Origin of the sequence: Comamonas sp. C11 (genome assembly GCF_024496285.1) — a bacterium.
Lineage (GTDB): Bacteria > Pseudomonadota > Gammaproteobacteria > Burkholderiales > Burkholderiaceae_C > Comamonas > Comamonas testosteroni_F.
Genome location: NZ_CP101743.1, coordinates 5,478,953 through 5,497,851, shown reverse-complemented (window position 1 = coordinate 5,497,851; position 18,899 = coordinate 5,478,953). Strand labels below are relative to the sequence as shown.

Below are 18,899 nucleotides of genomic sequence, written 5' to 3'. Positions count from 1 at the left end.
GAAAAATAAAGACAGAACGCAAGTTCTAGTTATGCCGAAAAGGCGCAATCGAAAAGCTGATTGAAGACTCTATGAATTCGTTGGACTGAGGGTGAGCGAGATTAAGAAGTTAATCGAGGCGCCGTCAATCTGACAAAAAGTTTATGCCTGATGACCATAGCAAGTTGGTACCACTCCTTCCCATCCCGAACAGGACAGTGAAACGACTTAGCGCCGATGATAGTGCGGGTTCCCGTGTGAAAGTAGGTCATCGTCAGGCTCTTACGCCAAAACGCCTGGCTCACGCCAGGCGTTTTCTTCTCCCTCCTTGTGCTAAGGGGTGAGAAGAAAACGCAAAAACGTTTCAAAAGTGCTGTGAAAACAGTGCTACAATAGAAGGCTTCGCTGATCGCAGCAAGCAACGAGATTCAAGATCGGTTCTTCTGATTTTGCACTCGGTTCCTTAAAAAAATACAGCCGATAAGCGTGGGCGTTTGAGGGCAAGCAGCCAGTTCTTCGGAACAAACTCTTCGGAGTTATCAAACGCTCACAAAAACAGTAATGAGGAAGAATTTATTCTTCTTGATTCCGTCAAGTGAGTGAGCAGTCGAAAGACTTTAAATTCAAGATCGAACTATAGAGTTTGATCCTGGCTCAGATTGAACGCTGGCGGCATGCTTTACACATGCAAGTCGAACGGTAACAGGTCTTCGGATGCTGACGAGTGGCGAACGGGTGAGTAATACATCGGAACGTGCCTAGTAGTGGGGGATAACTACTCGAAAGAGTAGCTAATACCGCATGAGATCTACGGATGAAAGCAGGGGACCTTCGGGCCTTGTGCTACTAGAGCGGCTGATGGCAGATTAGGTAGTTGGTGGGGTAAAGGCTTACCAAGCCTGCGATCTGTAGCTGGTCTGAGAGGACGACCAGCCACACTGGGACTGAGACACGGCCCAGACTCCTACGGGAGGCAGCAGTGGGGAATTTTGGACAATGGGCGAAAGCCTGATCCAGCAATGCCGCGTGCAGGATGAAGGCCCTCGGGTTGTAAACTGCTTTTGTACGGAACGAAAAGCCTGGGGCTAATATCCCCGGGTCATGACGGTACCGTAAGAATAAGCACCGGCTAACTACGTGCCAGCAGCCGCGGTAATACGTAGGGTGCAAGCGTTAATCGGAATTACTGGGCGTAAAGCGTGCGCAGGCGGTTTTGTAAGACAGTGGTGAAATCCCCGGGCTCAACCTGGGAACTGCCATTGTGACTGCAAGGCTAGAGTGCGGCAGAGGGGGATGGAATTCCGCGTGTAGCAGTGAAATGCGTAGATATGCGGAGGAACACCGATGGCGAAGGCAATCCCCTGGGCCTGCACTGACGCTCATGCACGAAAGCGTGGGGAGCAAACAGGATTAGATACCCTGGTAGTCCACGCCCTAAACGATGTCAACTGGTTGTTGGGTCTTAACTGACTCAGTAACGAAGCTAACGCGTGAAGTTGACCGCCTGGGGAGTACGGCCGCAAGGTTGAAACTCAAAGGAATTGACGGGGACCCGCACAAGCGGTGGATGATGTGGTTTAATTCGATGCAACGCGAAAAACCTTACCCACCTTTGACATGGCAGGAACTTACCAGAGATGGTTTGGTGCTCGAAAGAGAACCTGCACACAGGTGCTGCATGGCTGTCGTCAGCTCGTGTCGTGAGATGTTGGGTTAAGTCCCGCAACGAGCGCAACCCTTGCCATTAGTTGCTACATTCAGTTGAGCACTCTAATGGGACTGCCGGTGACAAACCGGAGGAAGGTGGGGATGACGTCAAGTCCTCATGGCCCTTATAGGTGGGGCTACACACGTCATACAATGGCTGGTACAAAGGGTTGCCAACCCGCGAGGGGGAGCTAATCCCATAAAGCCAGTCGTAGTCCGGATCGCAGTCTGCAACTCGACTGCGTGAAGTCGGAATCGCTAGTAATCGTGGATCAGAATGTCACGGTGAATACGTTCCCGGGTCTTGTACACACCGCCCGTCACACCATGGGAGCGGGTCTCGCCAGAAGTAGGTAGCCTAACCGCAAGGAGGGCGCTTACCACGGCGGGGTTCGTGACTGGGGTGAAGTCGTAACAAGGTAGCCGTATCGGAAGGTGCGGCTGGATCACCTCCTTTCTGGAAAAATGCTGCTTCAAATTGAACGTCCACACTTATCGGTTGTTGGAACAAGCCAGGTGGCCTGCTGAGTGACGGCGGGCTGCATGGAATGGGTCTGTAGCTCAGCTGGTTAGAGCACTGTGTTGATAACGCAGGGGTCGTTGGTTCGAGCCCAACTAGACCCACCAAGATTCCAATATCTGGTCAGAGGATCCCGGGGGATTAGCTCAGCTGGGAGAGCACCTGCTTTGCAAGCAGGGGGTCGTCGGTTCGATCCCGTCATCCTCCACCAAAAATGATAGCGCCCAAAGGTGCTATAATCGTTGGCTCAGCAGATGTGAAGCGCAAGCGAAGCAAAAGCAGAGTGAAAGCGAAAAAACCAAATTCAATATAAAAGCAGTCTGCATCAGACTGCTTTTATATTGATCTTTGATCAATAGGCTGTTCTTTAAAAATTCATAGAGTCGAAATCAGCGTTGCTGGTGGAAAGAGTTGAAAAATACTCACCGTGCCGCCAGCAACATTTTGATTGCGTCAAAACAGATATTTTGCGAATGCAAATGTATCTAGTAATGACGAATATTCTCTAAGCTGCATCGAAAGATGCAGCCAAAGATATTCACATTACGGCATAACGCGTGAGGTGCAAGACCTCACCAGTCTTTGAAACCAGGCTTTGATTCTCGACGAGAGAGTCCAAAGTTATAGGGTCAAGTGACTAAGAGCATATGGTGGATGCCTTGGCGATGATAGGCGACGAAAGACGTGATAGCCTGCGATAAGCTTCGGGGAGCTGGCAAATAAGCTTTGATCCGGAGATTTCTGAATGGGGGAACCCACCTCGCAAGAGGTATCGTGCACTGAATACATAGGTGCACGAAGCGAACCTGGAGAACTGAAACATCTAAGTACCCAGAGGAAAAGACATCAACCGAGATTCCGATAGTAGTGGCGAGCGAATTCGGAAGAGCCTTGCAGTGATAGTCGATCAGTTAACAAAACGGCATGGAAAGGCCGACCATAGTGGGTGATAGTCCCGTATGTGAAAACCGATCGGTGGTACTAGGCTGCAGACAAGTAGGGCGGGGCACGAGAAACCCTGTCTGAATATGGGGGGACCATCCTCCAAGGCTAAATACTCATCATCGACCGATAGTGAACCAGTACCGTGAGGGAAAGGCGAAAAGAACCCCGGGAGGGGAGTGAAATAGATCCTGAAACCGTATGCTTACAAAAAGTCGGAGCCCTTAGGGGTGACGGCGTACCTTTTGTATAATGGGTCAGCGACTTACATTCAGTGGCAAGCTTAACCGAATAGGGGAGGCGAAGAGAAATCGAGTCCGAATAGGGCGACTAGTCGCTGGGTGTAGACCCGAAACCAAGTGATCTATCCATGGCCAGGATGAAGGTGCCGTAACAGGTACTGGAGGTCCGAACCCACTAATGTTGCAAAATTAGGGGATGAGCTGTGGATAGGGGTGAAAGGCTAAACAAACTTGGAAATAGCTGGTTCTCTCCGAAAACTATTTAGGTAGTGCCTCAAGTATTACCGTCGGGGGTAGAGCACTGTTTAGGCTAGGGGGTCATGGCGACTTACCAAACCTATGCAAACTCCGAATACCGACGAGTACAGCTTGGGAGACAGAGCACCGGGTGCTAACGTCCGGACTCAAGAGGGAAACAACCCAGACCGCCAGCTAAGGTCCCTAAAATTGGCTAAGTGGGAAACGAAGTGGGAAGGCTAAAACAGTCAGGATGTTGGCTTAGAAGCAGCCATCATTTAAAGAAAGCGTAATAGCTCACTGATCGAGTCGTCCTGCGCGGAAGATGTAACGGGGCTAAGCCAGTTACCGAAGCTGCGGATTTGCAATTTATTGCAAGTGGTAGGAGAGCGTTCTGTAAGCCTGTGAAGGTGTCTGGTAACGGATGCTGGAGGTATCAGAAGTGCGAATGCTGACATGAGTAGCGTTAAAGGGGGTGAAAAGCCCCCTCGCCGTAAGCGCAAGGTTTCCTACGCAACGTTCATCGGCGTAGGGTGAGTCGGCCCCTAAGGCGAGGCAGAGATGCGTAGCTGATGGGAAACAGGTCAATATTCCTGTACCGATCAATAGTGCGATGTGGGGACGGAGAAGGTTAGCTCAGCCAACTGTTGGATATGTTGGTTCAAGCCTGTAGTCGTGCCTGGTAGGCAAATCCGCCAGGCTTAGATGAGGGGTGATAACGAGTCTGCTTGCAGACGAAGTGAGTGATACCCTGCTTCCAGGAAAAGCCACTAAGCTTCAGCTATTGACGACCGTACCGCAAACCGACACTGGTGCGCGAGATGAGTATTCTAAGGCGCTTGAGAGAACTCAGGAGAAGGAACTCGGCAAATTGACACCGTAACTTCGGGAGAAGGTGTACCCCAAGTAAGTGAAGTTGTACAAACGGAGCTCAAAGGGGTTGCAAAAAATTGGTGGCTGCGACTGTTTAATAAAAACACAGCACTCTGCAAACACGAAAGTGGACGTATAGGGTGTGACGCCTGCCCGGTGCTGGAAGATTAAATGATGGGGTGCAAGCTCTTGATTGAAGTCCCAGTAAACGGCGGCCGTAACTATAACGGTCCTAAGGTAGCGAAATTCCTTGTCGGGTAAGTTCCGACCTGCACGAATGGCGTAACGATGGCCACACTGTCTCCTCCTGAGACTCAGCGAAGTTGAAATGTTTGTGATGATGCAATCTCCCCGCGGAAAGACGGAAAGACCCCATGAACCTTTACTGTAGCTTTGTATTGGACTTTGAACGGATCTGTGTAGGATAGGTGGGAGGCTTTGAAGTGCGGTCGCTAGATCGCATGGAGCCAACGTTGAAATACCACCCTGGTGCGTTTGAGGTTCTAACCTGGATCCATTATCTGGATCGGGGACAGTGCATGGTAGGCAGTTTGACTGGGGCGGTCTCCTCCCAAAGCGTAACGGAGGAGTTCGAAGGTACGCTAGTTACGGTCGGACATCGTGACGATAGTGCAATGGCATAAGCGTGCTTAACTGCGAGACTGACAAGTCGAGCAGATGCGAAAGCAGGACATAGTGATCCGGTGGTTCTGTATGGAAGGGCCATCGCTCAACGGATAAAAGGTACTCTGGGGATAACAGGCTGATACCGCCCAAGAGTTCATATCGACGGCGGTGTTTGGCACCTCGATGTCGGCTCATCTCATCCTGGGGCTGTAGTCGGTCCCAAGGGTATGGCTGTTCGCCATTTAAAGAGGTACGTGAGCTGGGTTTAAAACGTCGTGAGACAGTTTGGTCCCTATCTTCCGTGGGCGCTGCAGATTTGAGGAAGCCTGCTCCTAGTACGAGAGGACCGGAGTGGACACACCTCTGGTGTACCTGTTGTCACGCCAGTGGCATCGCAGGGTAGCTAAGTGTGGAAGAGATAACCGCTGAAAGCATCTAAGCGGGAAACTCGTTTCAAGATGAGATCTGCCGGGGCCTTGAGCCCCCTGAAGGGTCGTTGTAGACCACGACGTTGATAGGCTGGGTGTGGAAGCGCAGCAATGCGTTAAGCTAACCAGTACTAATTGCCCGTGCGGCTTGACCCTATAACTTTGGGTAAGCCTGGAAAAATAAAGACAGAACGCAAGTTCTAGTTATGCCGAAAAGGCGCAATCGAAAAGCTGATTGAAGACTCTATGAATTCGTTGGACTGAGGGTGAGCGAGATTAAGAAGTTAATCGAGGCGCCGTCAATCTGACAAAAAGTTTATGCCTGATGACCATAGCAAGTTGGTACCACTCCTTCCCATCCCGAACAGGACAGTGAAACGACTTAGCGCCGATGATAGTGCGGGTTCCCGTGTGAAAGTAGGTCATCGTCAGGCTCTTACGCCAAAACGCCTGGCTCACGCCAGGCGTTTTCTTCTCCCTCCTTGTGCTAAGGGGTGAGAAGAAAACGCAAAAACGTTTCAAAAGTGCTGTGAAAACAGTGCTACAATAGAAGGCTTCGCTGATCGCAGCAAGCAACGAGATTCAAGATCGGTTCTTCTGATTTTGCACTCGGTTCCTTAAAAAAATACAGCCGATAAGCGTGGGCGTTTGAGGGCAAGCAGCCAGTTCTTCGGAACAAACTCTTCGGAGTTATCAAACGCTCACAAAAACAGTAATGAGGAAGAATTTATTCTTCTTGATTCCGTCAAGTGAGTGAGCAGTCGAAAGACTTTAAATTCAAGATCGAACTATAGAGTTTGATCCTGGCTCAGATTGAACGCTGGCGGCATGCTTTACACATGCAAGTCGAACGGTAACAGGTCTTCGGATGCTGACGAGTGGCGAACGGGTGAGTAATACATCGGAACGTGCCTAGTAGTGGGGGATAACTACTCGAAAGAGTAGCTAATACCGCATGAGATCTACGGATGAAAGCAGGGGACCTTCGGGCCTTGTGCTACTAGAGCGGCTGATGGCAGATTAGGTAGTTGGTGGGGTAAAGGCTTACCAAGCCTGCGATCTGTAGCTGGTCTGAGAGGACGACCAGCCACACTGGGACTGAGACACGGCCCAGACTCCTACGGGAGGCAGCAGTGGGGAATTTTGGACAATGGGCGAAAGCCTGATCCAGCAATGCCGCGTGCAGGATGAAGGCCCTCGGGTTGTAAACTGCTTTTGTACGGAACGAAAAGCCTGGGGCTAATATCCCCGGGTCATGACGGTACCGTAAGAATAAGCACCGGCTAACTACGTGCCAGCAGCCGCGGTAATACGTAGGGTGCAAGCGTTAATCGGAATTACTGGGCGTAAAGCGTGCGCAGGCGGTTTTGTAAGACAGTGGTGAAATCCCCGGGCTCAACCTGGGAACTGCCATTGTGACTGCAAGGCTAGAGTGCGGCAGAGGGGGATGGAATTCCGCGTGTAGCAGTGAAATGCGTAGATATGCGGAGGAACACCGATGGCGAAGGCAATCCCCTGGGCCTGCACTGACGCTCATGCACGAAAGCGTGGGGAGCAAACAGGATTAGATACCCTGGTAGTCCACGCCCTAAACGATGTCAACTGGTTGTTGGGTCTTAACTGACTCAGTAACGAAGCTAACGCGTGAAGTTGACCGCCTGGGGAGTACGGCCGCAAGGTTGAAACTCAAAGGAATTGACGGGGACCCGCACAAGCGGTGGATGATGTGGTTTAATTCGATGCAACGCGAAAAACCTTACCCACCTTTGACATGGCAGGAACTTACCAGAGATGGTTTGGTGCTCGAAAGAGAACCTGCACACAGGTGCTGCATGGCTGTCGTCAGCTCGTGTCGTGAGATGTTGGGTTAAGTCCCGCAACGAGCGCAACCCTTGCCATTAGTTGCTACATTCAGTTGAGCACTCTAATGGGACTGCCGGTGACAAACCGGAGGAAGGTGGGGATGACGTCAAGTCCTCATGGCCCTTATAGGTGGGGCTACACACGTCATACAATGGCTGGTACAAAGGGTTGCCAACCCGCGAGGGGGAGCTAATCCCATAAAGCCAGTCGTAGTCCGGATCGCAGTCTGCAACTCGACTGCGTGAAGTCGGAATCGCTAGTAATCGTGGATCAGAATGTCACGGTGAATACGTTCCCGGGTCTTGTACACACCGCCCGTCACACCATGGGAGCGGGTCTCGCCAGAAGTAGGTAGCCTAACCGCAAGGAGGGCGCTTACCACGGCGGGGTTCGTGACTGGGGTGAAGTCGTAACAAGGTAGCCGTATCGGAAGGTGCGGCTGGATCACCTCCTTTCTGGAAAAATGCTGCTTCAAATTGAACGTCCACACTTATCGGTTGTTGGAACAAGCCAGGTGGCCTGCTGAGTGACAGCGGGCTGCATGGAATGGGTCTGTAGCTCAGCTGGTTAGAGCACTGTGTTGATAACGCAGGGGTCGTTGGTTCGAGCCCAACTAGACCCACCAAGATTCCAATATCTGGTCAGAGGATCCCGGGGGATTAGCTCAGCTGGGAGAGCACCTGCTTTGCAAGCAGGGGGTCGTCGGTTCGATCCCGTCATCCTCCACCAAAAATGATAGCGCTAATGGTGCTATAATCGAAGGCTTCCCAATACAAAAGCAGTCTTGCAAAGACTGCTTTTGTATTGATCGAAACGTCGATCAATTGGCTGTTCTTTAAAAATTCATAGAGTCGAAATCAGCGTTGCTGGTGGAAAGCACAAACCAAGGTTTGTGCACCGTGCCGCCAGCAACATTTTGATTGCGTCAAAACAGATATTTTGCGAATGCAAATTTATCTAGTAATGACGAATATTCTCTAAGCTGCGTCGAAAGATGCAGCCAAAGATATTCACATTACGGCATAACGCGTGAGGTGCAAGACCTCACCAGTCTTTGAACACCAGGCTTTGATTCTCGACGAGAGAGTCCAAAGTTATAGGGTCAAGTGACTAAGAGCATATGGTGGATGCCTTGGCGATGATAGGCGACGAAAGACGTGATAGCCTGCGATAAGCTTCGGGGAGCTGGCAAATAAGCTTTGATCCGGAGATTTCTGAATGGGGGAACCCACCTCGCAAGAGGTATCGTGCACTGAATACATAGGTGCACGAAGCGAACCTGGAGAACTGAAACATCTAAGTACCCAGAGGAAAAGACATCAACCGAGATTCCGATAGTAGTGGCGAGCGAATTCGGAAGAGCCTTGCAGTGATAGTCGATCAGTTAACAAAACGGCATGGAAAGGCCGACCATAGTGGGTGATAGTCCCGTATGTGAAAACCGATCGGTGGTACTAGGCTGCAGACAAGTAGGGCGGGGCACGAGAAACCCTGTCTGAATATGGGGGGACCATCCTCCAAGGCTAAATACTCATCATCGACCGATAGTGAACCAGTACCGTGAGGGAAAGGCGAAAAGAACCCCGGGAGGGGAGTGAAATAGATCCTGAAACCGTATGCTTACAAAAAGTCGGAGCCCTTAGGGGTGACGGCGTACCTTTTGTATAATGGGTCAGCGACTTACATTCAGTGGCAAGCTTAACCGAATAGGGGAGGCGAAGAGAAATCGAGTCCGAATAGGGCGACTAGTCGCTGGGTGTAGACCCGAAACCAAGTGATCTATCCATGGCCAGGATGAAGGTGCCGTAACAGGTACTGGAGGTCCGAACCCACTAATGTTGCAAAATTAGGGGATGAGCTGTGGATAGGGGTGAAAGGCTAAACAAACTTGGAAATAGCTGGTTCTCTCCGAAAACTATTTAGGTAGTGCCTCAAGTATTACCGTCGGGGGTAGAGCACTGTTTAGGCTAGGGGGTCATGGCGACTTACCAAACCTATGCAAACTCCGAATACCGACGAGTACAGCTTGGGAGACAGAGCACCGGGTGCTAACGTCCGGACTCAAGAGGGAAACAACCCAGACCGCCAGCTAAGGTCCCTAAAATTGGCTAAGTGGGAAACGAAGTGGGAAGGCTAAAACAGTCAGGATGTTGGCTTAGAAGCAGCCATCATTTAAAGAAAGCGTAATAGCTCACTGATCGAGTCGTCCTGCGCGGAAGATGTAACGGGGCTAAGCCAGTTACCGAAGCTGCGGATTTGCAATTTATTGCAAGTGGTAGGAGAGCGTTCTGTAAGCCTGTGAAGGTGTCTGGTAACGGATGCTGGAGGTATCAGAAGTGCGAATGCTGACATGAGTAGCGTTAAAGGGGGTGAAAAGCCCCCTCGCCGTAAGCGCAAGGTTTCCTACGCAACGTTCATCGGCGTAGGGTGAGTCGGCCCCTAAGGCGAGGCAGAGATGCGTAGCTGATGGGAAACAGGTCAATATTCCTGTACCGATCAATAGTGCGATGTGGGGACGGAGAAGGTTAGCTCAGCCAACTGTTGGATATGTTGGTTCAAGCCTGTAGTCGTGCCTGGTAGGCAAATCCGCCAGGCTTAGATGAGGGGTGATAACGAGTCTGCTTGCAGACGAAGTGAGTGATACCCTGCTTCCAGGAAAAGCCACTAAGCTTCAGCTATTGACGACCGTACCGCAAACCGACACTGGTGCGCGAGATGAGTATTCTAAGGCGCTTGAGAGAACTCAGGAGAAGGAACTCGGCAAATTGACACCGTAACTTCGGGAGAAGGTGTACCCCAAGTAAGTGAAGTTGTACAAACGGAGCTCAAAGGGGTTGCAAAAAATTGGTGGCTGCGACTGTTTAATAAAAACACAGCACTCTGCAAACACGAAAGTGGACGTATAGGGTGTGACGCCTGCCCGGTGCTGGAAGATTAAATGATGGGGTGCAAGCTCTTGATTGAAGTCCCAGTAAACGGCGGCCGTAACTATAACGGTCCTAAGGTAGCGAAATTCCTTGTCGGGTAAGTTCCGACCTGCACGAATGGCGTAACGATGGCCACACTGTCTCCTCCTGAGACTCAGCGAAGTTGAAATGTTTGTGATGATGCAATCTCCCCGCGGAAAGACGGAAAGACCCCATGAACCTTTACTGTAGCTTTGTATTGGACTTTGAACGGATCTGTGTAGGATAGGTGGGAGGCTTTGAAGTGCGGTCGCTAGATCGCATGGAGCCAACGTTGAAATACCACCCTGGTGCGTTTGAGGTTCTAACCTGGATCCATTATCTGGATCGGGGACAGTGCATGGTAGGCAGTTTGACTGGGGCGGTCTCCTCCCAAAGCGTAACGGAGGAGTTCGAAGGTACGCTAGTTACGGTCGGACATCGTGACGATAGTGCAATGGCATAAGCGTGCTTAACTGCGAGACTGACAAGTCGAGCAGATGCGAAAGCAGGACATAGTGATCCGGTGGTTCTGTATGGAAGGGCCATCGCTCAACGGATAAAAGGTACTCTGGGGATAACAGGCTGATACCGCCCAAGAGTTCATATCGACGGCGGTGTTTGGCACCTCGATGTCGGCTCATCTCATCCTGGGGCTGTAGTCGGTCCCAAGGGTATGGCTGTTCGCCATTTAAAGAGGTACGTGAGCTGGGTTTAAAACGTCGTGAGACAGTTTGGTCCCTATCTTCCGTGGGCGCTGCAGATTTGAGGAAGCCTGCTCCTAGTACGAGAGGACCGGAGTGGACACACCTCTGGTGTACCTGTTGTCACGCCAGTGGCATCGCAGGGTAGCTAAGTGTGGAAGAGATAACCGCTGAAAGCATCTAAGCGGGAAACTCGTTTCAAGATGAGATCTGCCGGGGCCTTGAGCCCCCTGAAGGGTCGTTGTAGACCACGACGTTGATAGGCTGGGTGTGGAAGCGCAGCAATGCGTTAAGCTAACCAGTACTAATTGCCCGTGCGGCTTGACCCTATAACTTTGGGTAAGCCTGGAAAAATAAAGACAGAACGCAAGTTCTAGTTATGCCGAAAAGGCGCAATCGAAAAGCTGATTGAAGACTCTATGAATTCGTTGGACTGAAGGTGAGCGAGATTAAGAAGTTAATCGAGGCGCCGTCAATCTGACAAAAAGTTTATGCCTGATGACCATAGCAAGTTGGTACCACTCCTTCCCATCCCGAACAGGACAGTGAAACGACTTAGCGCCGATGATAGTGCGGGTTCCCGTGTGAAAGTAGGTCATCGTCAGGCTCTTACAGTGAAAACCCCGTAGTCGAAAGATTACGGGGTTTTTTATTGGGCGATTCAAAATGAGGAGCGCTTGTCGTAGGCTGGCAAAGCATTGCAGCTGCAAAAATACCGGAAGCCTATAAAAAGAGAGCGCTAGGCGCTCTCTTTTTATTTATCAATTCCGGCCTGGCGCACTTCAATAAGGCGCCGCCTGGCCATGAACGAACACTCTCAGCTCGCCGTTCTGGAAGGGGACCCATTGCTCGTTCTGGGTCAGAGGGGTGGTGACGATGATGGCTACCTTGTCCTGAGGCGTGGTTTCGCGGGAGAAGTCCACACTGAGGTCTTCGTCGGACAGCTGTGCCTGGGAGAAGGGATGCCTGCGCTCGATGTAGCAGAGGTGGGTTGTGGCATGGGCCCAGAGCGCTTCGCCGTTGGAGAGCAGGAAGTTGAACGTGCCGTGCGGAGCGATCTTCGCGGCCAGCTCGCGCAGGGTGTGGGTCAGCTCTTCGATGCTGGGCACGCCGGCATGGGACTTCCACAGCTCCTGCATGATCCAGCAGAAGGCCTGTTCGCTGTCCGTGTTGCCAATGGGCTGGAAGTGGGCATGAAGCTTGGGGGCGAAGTTCTTGAGATCGCCGTTGTGCGCGAAGACCCAGTTGCGTCCCCAGAGTTCGCGCACGAAGGGGTGGCAGTTCTGCAGGCTGACCACGCCCTGGGTGGCCTTGCGGATATGGGCTATGACGTTGGTGCTCTTGATCGGGTATTCGCGGATGAGCTTGGCGATCTGGGAGTCGACGGCGCGTTCGTGATCGACGAAGTGGCGCAGGCCCTTGTCTTCGAAGAAGGCGATGCCCCAGCCGTCGGTGTGGTCGCCGGTGTTGCCTGCGCGCTGCGTGAAGCCTGAGAAGCTAAAGCGCACATCGGTAGGCGTGTTGCAGTTCATTCCAAGCAGCTGGCACATGGCTTCGTCATATCTTTCAAGCAAAAAAGCTTTATAGCCCAAGAATCTATGGACGATCTCGTCAATGATGGTGCTGTATGGCCGAGATCGTCAACCGCACTCGGGCCGGCATGAAAAAAGCAGCCTAAGCTGCTTTGTGCAAGAGGGCGGCGATGGCCTATTCGCGGTCCAGCCAGAGCTTGCCGCCGGTGGCCCAGTCGTGACGCTTGATGTCGGTGATGATGATGTCCACCGATTCGGGCGAGCCGCCCAGCACTTCAACGCTGACGCGGGTGATTTCTTCGACCAGCTTGCGCTTTTGTTCGACGGTACGGCCTTCCATCATTTCGACATGGTAGGTGGGCATGTGCAGGTTTCCTTGCTGACTTGGGGTTGGGGAAAAAGGTCCATCATAAGGCCGGGCGGGTCAAGAGCCGTCCGGGCCGGTCAGCCTTGCTCCGACCAGAGCTTGCCGCCGGTGGCCCAGTTGTGGCGCGGCACGTCGGTGATGATGATGTCCACGGACTCGGGCGCGCTGCCCAGCACCTCGGTGGTCACGCGGGTGATTTCTTCGGCCAGCTTGCGCTTTTGTTCAACGCTGCGGCCTTCAAACAGTTCAATGCGATAGGTGGGCATCAAGGTCTCCTTGCTGATGTGGAATGCCCGAACTGCAAAGCGGTGAACGCAGGATCAGGCGGGGTTGGAATCGTCGACGACCGGCCGCGCGCAGGCGGGGCAGATGCAGGCCTTGCCGCGTGCGTCTGCGGGCAGCTTCTCCAGCGCGTCCCGGGAAACCGGGGTCTGCATGCACCAGCAGCTCTGCGGCGGCAGGCCGGCGCTGATGGCGCACTGGTTGTGCTGGCCGCACAGAGGGCAGCGGCTGGCGTCTATGAGGGGATCGATGGGCATGGCAGCAGTGTAGAAGCCATACCGCTGCGCTAGTGGGGAGGCCAAGAAAAATGCACTCGATGTACTGACATGGAGTGCATTTTTTGGATAGCTGCTTGCGCGCTTGAATCAATAGGATCAGGTAGAAATGCCTTCCAGATCTATTGATATCAAGCGAAAGCCACTCCTTATTCAGGAGCAGCCTTGCCAGGCCATCAAGCGCCGGCCTTGACCTTCAGGCGCCAGGCATGCAGCAGGGGTTCGGTGTAGCCAGAAGGCTGTTCCTTGCCCTTGAACACCAGATCCAGAGCCGCCTGATAGGCTGCGCCATCGGGGTTGGCCACCAGGCTCTTGTAGGCGGCGTCGCCGGCGTTCTGCTCGTCCACGATCTTGGCCATGCGGGCATAGCTGTCGCGCACCATGGCTTCGGTGACGATGCCGTGCTGCAGCCAGTTGGCGATGTGCTGGCTGGAGATACGCAGCGTGGCGCGGTCTTCCATCAGGCCCACGTTGTGGATGTCGGGTACCTTGGAGCAGCCCACGCCCTGGTCGATCCAGCGCACCACATAGCCCAGGATGCCTTGCACGTTGTTGTCCACTTCCTGCTGCTTTTCCGCATCGCTCCAGTTGGGGTTGGTGGACACGGGCACTTGCAGGATGGCGTTGAGCAGCTCGTCGCACTCGGCGTCGGCGTTGGGGCTTTCCAGACCCTTTTGCACGTCGGCCACATTGATCTGGTGATAGTGCAGGGCGTGCAGGGTGGCACCGGTGGGCGAGGGCACCCAGGCGGTGTTGGCACCGGCCTTGGGCTGGGCAATCTTCTGCTCCAGCATGGCCTTCATCAGGTCGGGCATGGCCCACATGCCCTTGCCGATCTGGGCGCGGCCGCGCAGGCCCATGTTCAGGCCGACCAGCACATTGTTCTTTTCATAGGCGGGCAGCCAGGCGCAGGTCTTCATGTCGGCCTTGCGGACCATGGGGCCGGCATGCATGGCGGTGTGCATTTCATCGCCGGTGCGGTCCAGGAAGCCGGTGTTGATGAAGGCAACACGTGCCGGGGCGGCTGCAATGGCGGCCTTCAGATTGGTCGAAGTGCGGCGCTCTTCGTCCATGATGCCGAGCTTGACGGTGTTCTCGGGCAGGCCCAGAACCTTTTCCACGCGGCCGAACAGCTCGTTGGCAAAAGCGGCTTCGGCGGGGCCGTGCATCTTGGGCTTGACGATGTAGACGCTGCCGGTGCGGCTGTTCCTGATGCCGTTGGCACCGTTGCCCTTGAGGTCATGGATGGCGATGGCGGTGGTCACCAGCGCGTCCATGATGCCTTCGGGGATTTCCTTCTGCTCGGGGCCCCACAGCACGGCGGGGTTGGTCATCAGGTGGCCCACGTTGCGCACGAACATCAGCGAGCGGCCGTGCAGCTTCACGGGCTTGCCATCGGCGCCGGTGTATTCGCGGTCGGGGTTCAGACCACGGGTCACGACCCTTCCGCCCTTTTCAAAGGACTCGGTCAGCGTGCCCTTCAGAATGCCCAGCCAGTTGGCATAGCCGTTGACCTTGTCTTCGGCATCCACGGCGGCCACGGAGTCTTCCAGATCCAGAATGGTGGACAGGGCGGCCTCGACCACCACGTCGGCCACGCCGGCAGCATCGGTGCTGCCGATGGGGGTGGACTTGTTGACGATGATGTCGATGTGGATGCCGTTGTTCTTGAGCAGCACCGACTTGGGAGCCGCAGCATCGCCCTGGTAGCCGATGAACTTGGCTTCGTCCTTGAGGCCGGTCTTGCTGCCGTCCTTCAGGGACACGACCAGCTTGCCGCCTTCGACGGCGTAGCCGGTGGAATCCTTGTGCGAGCCCGAGGCCAGGGGGACGGCCTGATCGAGGAAGTTGCGTGCGAACTCGATGACCTTGGCGCCGCGCACGGGGTTGTAGCCCTTGCCTTTTTCAGCGCCGCCTTCTTCGCTGATGGCGTCCGTGCCATACAGCGCGTCGTACAGCGAACCCCAGCGGGCGTTGGCGGCGTTCAGCGCGTAGCGGGCGTTCAGGATGGGGACGACCAGCTGGGGGCCGGCCTGGATGGCCAGCTCGGCATCCACGTTTTCTGTCGTGGCCTTGGCATCCTTGGGGGACTCGACCAGATAGCCGATGGTCGTCAGAAACTTGCGGTAGGCCACCATGTCGGTGATGGGGCCGGGGTTGGCCTTGTGCCAGGTATCGAGCTCTGTCTGCAGGCGATCGCGCTCGGCCAGCAGGGCTGCGTTCTTGGGCGCCAGATCGGCCACGATGGCGTCGAAGCCCTTCCAGTAGGTGTCCTGGTCCACGCCCGTGCCAGGCAGCACTTGCGTGTTCACAAAGTTGTACAGCTCGGTGGCGACTTGCAGGCCGTGGACTTGGGTGCGATCAGTCATTGGAAACCTCTGGTTGTGATGTCTCAGGATTCAGGAGTCGTTGCCCATCATGGGCAGCATGTGTGGAGACTGTATTTGAATTTTTTGAGTACATAAATAGCCTAAATAGTTCAGAACTCATGATGTTTTTATATGGAGTCTCTGGGGTTTATGCGTTTTTAAGTAGCAAAGGCGCCAGAGCTCGTCAGTTCTGACCGATATGCGCGGCGGCTGCGGTGGTGACTGGCTCAGCAATGGTTTGCAGAAACCGGATGAGGCGGCGCGAGGTCTCTCCCGAAGCAATAGCTTCAATCGCTTGACGGTGTTTTCACGTGTCTGATCTTTGTTTCTGAAGTAAGTGCGCGCCATCAAATGACAAGGCTTTGTCTGTCATCAGTCGATATCCGCGCTCAGAAATGATTTGTTAATCTTGAAACAAATTGAGCATCTTCCGATATCGGCCAGCCAATCTTTACCAAGGAGCTCCTGATGGCGAATCTGAACGAAAGCCTGCAAGATCTGATGACCCTGGATGGCGCCATGTGCGCGGCAGTGGTGGATTACAACAGCGGCATGCTGCTGGGCAGCATAGGTTCCGGCGTGGACCTGGAGCTGGCCGCAGCGGGCAATACCGAAGTGGTGCGCGCCAAGATGAAGACCATGAAGTCCCTGGGTCTGAACGACAGCATCGAAGACATTCTGATCACCCTGGGCAAGCAGTATCACATCCTGCGCCCTGCCGAGAAGATCAACGGCATCTTCATCTACTACGTGCTGGACAACGGCCGTGCCAACCTGGCCCTGGCCAGGCGCAAGGTCTCGGATGTGGAGTCCAGGTTCGTCATGTGATGCAGCCGGTCTGAAGGCACGCAACGGGCCTGGAGGCCCGTTCTTGCTTTCTGCGCCGCGCCGGATTGATCAGGCCGCGATCAAGGGAGCGCGGAACTGGTAACCGACTTTCTGCTGGGACTGCAGCGGCACGGCCACGGGCGTCGCCTTTTCGATGCGGCGCCGCAGGCGGTAGATGGTAGCGTGCAGGTTGTTGTCGGACTCGGCTGCGCTGGTATGGGTCAGCAGGCTGCGGATATGGTCGCGGCTTACGGTTTCGCCCTGGGCCTGCAAAAAGCACTCCATCAGCATCAGGTCGGTGGCGCCCAGCTCCACGCTCTGGCCGTCGGGAGCGGTCAGCAGGCTGCGGCGGCTGTCCAGCTTCCAGGCCGTGGCCGTGCGGGCCGTGGTCATGATGCGCCGGTGCACGGCGCGCACGGCCAGTTCCACCTGCTCGAAGGTCACGGGCTTGGTCAGATACATATCGGCACCAGCATTGATGACCTCGGCAAACACTTCGGGCCCCAGGCGCCCCGAGACGATCAGCACGCCCGCCTGGCTGCGCTTGCGGATGATGCGCAGCAGCTCGGTGCCTGCCACCCCGGGCAGCATCAGATCCAGTACATAGAAATCAAAGCGATAGGGAGCATCGTCGGCGAGCAGGTCGCTGCTGTCGCTGTATGCCGTGACCTCCACACCCTGGCCGCGCAGATGCTGGGCCAGAAATTCGCAGTACTCGGTGTCGTCGTCGACCAGGGCAAGAGTGGCAGGCAGCATGGGCGGCGGACCTCATTCGGCAAGACCTTGGGGAATGACCAGGCGCATGATCGTGCCATGCGGGCTGTGCGGCAGAGCTTGTACTGTACCTTGGTGCAGCTGCAAGACCGAATGCACGATGAACAGGCCCAGACCGCCACCAGGGCGGCTGTGGCTGTGGTTGCCGCGCGAGCCTTTTTCGAACAGACGCGGGAGCAGCTCCTCGGAAATCCCGGGGCCTTGGTCCATGACTTCCAGAATCAGCGCCAGCGGTTCGTCGGACTCGGAGATGCGCAGCTGCACCCGGGTATCTGCGGGCGCATAGGCCAGGGCGTTGTTGAGCAGATTGCGAAGCGTCAGCCGCATCAGCGCCGGATGCAGTTGTACGGTGCGTGCCATGCTCAGCCATTGCACATCGATGCGCGGGCGCAGGTCGGCTGCAATATCGTGCAGCACCAGCTTGATCAATGTCGGCAGATCGGTCTCGCTGGAGGCACCGGCCTTGCCGCCCGCTGCCAAGATCGTGCCGGCGGTCAGGGTGTTGTCCAGTGTGCCTATCACCTGCTGCAGCACATGCTCGGCGCGCAGCAAGGCCCTGGCGGCAGGCGCGGCATCGGCCAGATGCAGATCTTCGATGGCCTTGAGCGTGGCCTGCATGGCAGCCGAGGCATTGTTCAGCGGCTGGCGGATTTCATGGGAGAGCAGTTGCAGCATCTCGTTGTGTTCGCTCAGCATGGCCGTGCGCCAGTCCAGCAGGGTACGCAGCCTGTCGAGCTCGCCCGCGTCCTGGCGGCTGCTGCGCAGTTGCTCGTGCAAGGCCTGCAGCTGCTCGCGCTGGCGTGCAACGACTTCGCCACACGCATATTCGCGTCCTATGTCGCTGAGCAGCATCAGCACCTCGTGCCGGCCCTGGGCATCGGCGGCGCCGGGCGTGAGCTGGATGCGGCGGTGGTGCTGCGAACCGGCGTCACCGGGCCGTATATCGTCATATTCCTGGTGCAAGCCTCGGGCGGCGGCGGTAAAGCGCGGGCCGTGGACTTGCCAGGTCTGGGCAGGCAGCAGACCCTGCAACGGCTGGCCGATGGGGCTTGCGCCCTCGGGCACATCCAGCCATTGGCACCAGGCGGGAGTGGCCATGAGCAGCAGCCCTTCGGCATTCCAGAGCGCACAGCCCTGGCCGGAGCGGCCCAGCAGATCGGCCAGCTGGGCGGCAGAAGCGGGTGAAAAGCTCATGACGGCGGGCTGCAGCGGATTTGTAAATGTGTTTTGCAAATCATAGGTTTAACGTCTGGCTGCGCCCAAAAGCTCATGGCGCTGGCGAATAAGCGATATTCCTGCCTCAGGGAAAACGGTAAATTTTGATATAAACATATATAAACATCAAAGATTCACTGGCAACTTGTGACTTCTAAGTAAGATATATCGCAATGAAGTCGCATGCGGG

8 protein-coding genes, 4 tRNA genes and 7 rRNA genes are annotated in these 18,899 nt (G+C 54.9%); 12 read left to right on the top strand and 7 right to left on the bottom strand.

The features are described 5' to 3' along the window. The first annotated feature begins 146 nt into the window (after positions 1-146). The 11 genes from rrf (NOX35_RS25400) to rrf (NOX35_RS25350) all read left to right on the top strand — a co-directional run bounded on the left by rrf (NOX35_RS25400) (position 147) and on the right by rrf (NOX35_RS25350) (position 11,674). A 5S ribosomal RNA gene (rrf, locus tag NOX35_RS25400) occupies positions 147-259 on the top strand. Positions 260-610: 351 nt separating this feature from the next. Then, a 16S ribosomal RNA gene (locus tag NOX35_RS25395) occupies positions 611-2,143 on the top strand. A gap of 93 nt (positions 2,144-2,236) precedes the next feature. After that, positions 2,237-2,313: transfer RNA gene (locus NOX35_RS25390), tRNA-Ile, on the top strand. 28 nt (positions 2,314-2,341) lie between these two features. Next, positions 2,342-2,417, top strand: a tRNA-Ala gene (locus NOX35_RS25385). Positions 2,418-2,833: 416 nt separating this feature from the next. Further along, positions 2,834-5,711 (top strand): 23S ribosomal RNA (locus tag NOX35_RS25380). 165 nt (positions 5,712-5,876) lie between these two features. After that, positions 5,877-5,989: ribosomal RNA gene (rrf, locus tag NOX35_RS25375) — 5S ribosomal RNA — on the top strand. 351 nt (positions 5,990-6,340) lie between these two features. Next, positions 6,341-7,873: ribosomal RNA gene (locus NOX35_RS25370) — 16S ribosomal RNA — on the top strand. A gap of 93 nt (positions 7,874-7,966) precedes the next feature. Further along, positions 7,967-8,043: transfer RNA gene (locus NOX35_RS25365), tRNA-Ile, on the top strand. Between the two features lie 28 nt (positions 8,044-8,071). After that, a tRNA-Ala gene (locus tag NOX35_RS25360) sits at positions 8,072-8,147 on the top strand. A gap of 371 nt (positions 8,148-8,518) precedes the next feature. Beyond that, positions 8,519-11,396, top strand: a 23S ribosomal RNA gene (locus NOX35_RS25355). Between the two features lie 165 nt (positions 11,397-11,561). After that, positions 11,562-11,674, top strand: a 5S ribosomal RNA gene (gene rrf, locus NOX35_RS25350). The 16S, 23S and 5S rRNA genes sit together here with 4 tRNA genes alongside, the layout of an rRNA operon. A gap of 175 nt (positions 11,675-11,849) precedes the next feature. On the opposite strand, the gene NOX35_RS25345 is transcribed toward rrf (NOX35_RS25350), so the two are convergent. The 5 genes from NOX35_RS25345 to NOX35_RS25325 form a co-directional block, all read right to left on the bottom strand. Further along, positions 11,850-12,617: a class II glutamine amidotransferase gene (locus NOX35_RS25345; RefSeq protein WP_256495146.1), complete on the bottom strand. Its 768-nt coding sequence runs from the start codon at positions 12,615-12,617 to the stop codon at positions 11,850-11,852. A gap of 157 nt (positions 12,618-12,774) precedes the next feature. Next, entirely contained in the window at positions 12,775-12,963 is a 189-nt protein-coding gene (locus NOX35_RS25340) for a 4-oxalocrotonate tautomerase (protein WP_003060524.1), read from the bottom strand. Between the two features lie 80 nt (positions 12,964-13,043). After that, positions 13,044-13,232 (bottom strand): 4-oxalocrotonate tautomerase, encoded by a 189-nt coding sequence (locus NOX35_RS25335; RefSeq protein WP_182284937.1) that lies wholly within the window; start codon positions 13,230-13,232, stop codon positions 13,044-13,046. Between the two features lie 54 nt (positions 13,233-13,286). Beyond that, positions 13,287-13,505, bottom strand: a complete 219-nt coding sequence (locus tag NOX35_RS25330) for a cysteine-rich CWC family protein (RefSeq protein WP_256495143.1) — start codon at positions 13,503-13,505, stop codon at positions 13,287-13,289. 194 nt (positions 13,506-13,699) lie between these two features. After that, entirely contained in the window at positions 13,700-15,892 is a 2,193-nt protein-coding gene (locus NOX35_RS25325; protein WP_256495142.1) for a malate synthase G, read from the bottom strand. 468 nt (positions 15,893-16,360) lie between these two features. Between NOX35_RS25325 and NOX35_RS25320 the strand changes: the two genes are divergently transcribed. After that, positions 16,361-16,720: a hypothetical protein gene (locus NOX35_RS25320; protein ID WP_182284934.1), complete on the top strand. Its 360-nt coding sequence runs from the start codon at positions 16,361-16,363 to the stop codon at positions 16,718-16,720. A 69-nt stretch (positions 16,721-16,789) separates the two neighbouring features. Here NOX35_RS25320 and NOX35_RS25315 read toward each other — a convergent pair whose 3' ends face one another. After that, on the bottom strand, positions 16,790-17,476 hold the full coding sequence (locus tag NOX35_RS25315) for a response regulator transcription factor (protein WP_063663445.1): 687 nt from the start codon (positions 17,474-17,476) through the stop codon (positions 16,790-16,792). A 12-nt stretch (positions 17,477-17,488) separates the two neighbouring features. Beyond that, the gene (locus NOX35_RS25310) at positions 17,489-18,688 is read right to left on the bottom strand and encodes a sensor histidine kinase KdpD (protein WP_256495141.1); all 1,200 of its coding nucleotides are present in this window, start codon (positions 18,686-18,688) and stop codon (positions 17,489-17,491) included. Positions 18,689-18,899 lie beyond the last annotated feature (211 nt).

Bases quoted from the DNA above. Each gene is read 5' to 3' on its own strand.
- NOX35_RS25345 (WP_256495146.1), bottom strand. From the start codon at position 12,617: ATGTGCCAGCTGCTTGGAATGAACTGCAACACGCCTACCGATGTGCGC.
- NOX35_RS25340 (WP_003060524.1), bottom strand. From the start codon at position 12,963: ATGCCCACCTACCATGTCGAAATGATGGAAGGCCGTACCGTCGAACAA.
- NOX35_RS25335 (WP_182284937.1), bottom strand. From the start codon at position 13,232: ATGCCCACCTATCGCATTGAACTGTTTGAAGGCCGCAGCGTTGAACAA.
- NOX35_RS25330 (WP_256495143.1), bottom strand. From the start codon at position 13,505: ATGCCCATCGATCCCCTCATAGACGCCAGCCGCTGCCCTCTGTGCGGC.
- NOX35_RS25325 (WP_256495142.1), bottom strand. From the start codon at position 15,892: ATGACTGATCGCACCCAAGTCCACGGCCTGCAAGTCGCCACCGAGCTG.
- NOX35_RS25320 (WP_182284934.1), top strand. From the start codon at position 16,361: ATGGCGAATCTGAACGAAAGCCTGCAAGATCTGATGACCCTGGATGGC.
- NOX35_RS25315 (WP_063663445.1), bottom strand. From the start codon at position 17,476: ATGCTGCCTGCCACTCTTGCCCTGGTCGACGACGACACCGAGTACTGC.
- NOX35_RS25310 (WP_256495141.1), bottom strand. From the start codon at position 18,688: ATGAGCTTTTCACCCGCTTCTGCCGCCCAGCTGGCCGATCTGCTGGGC.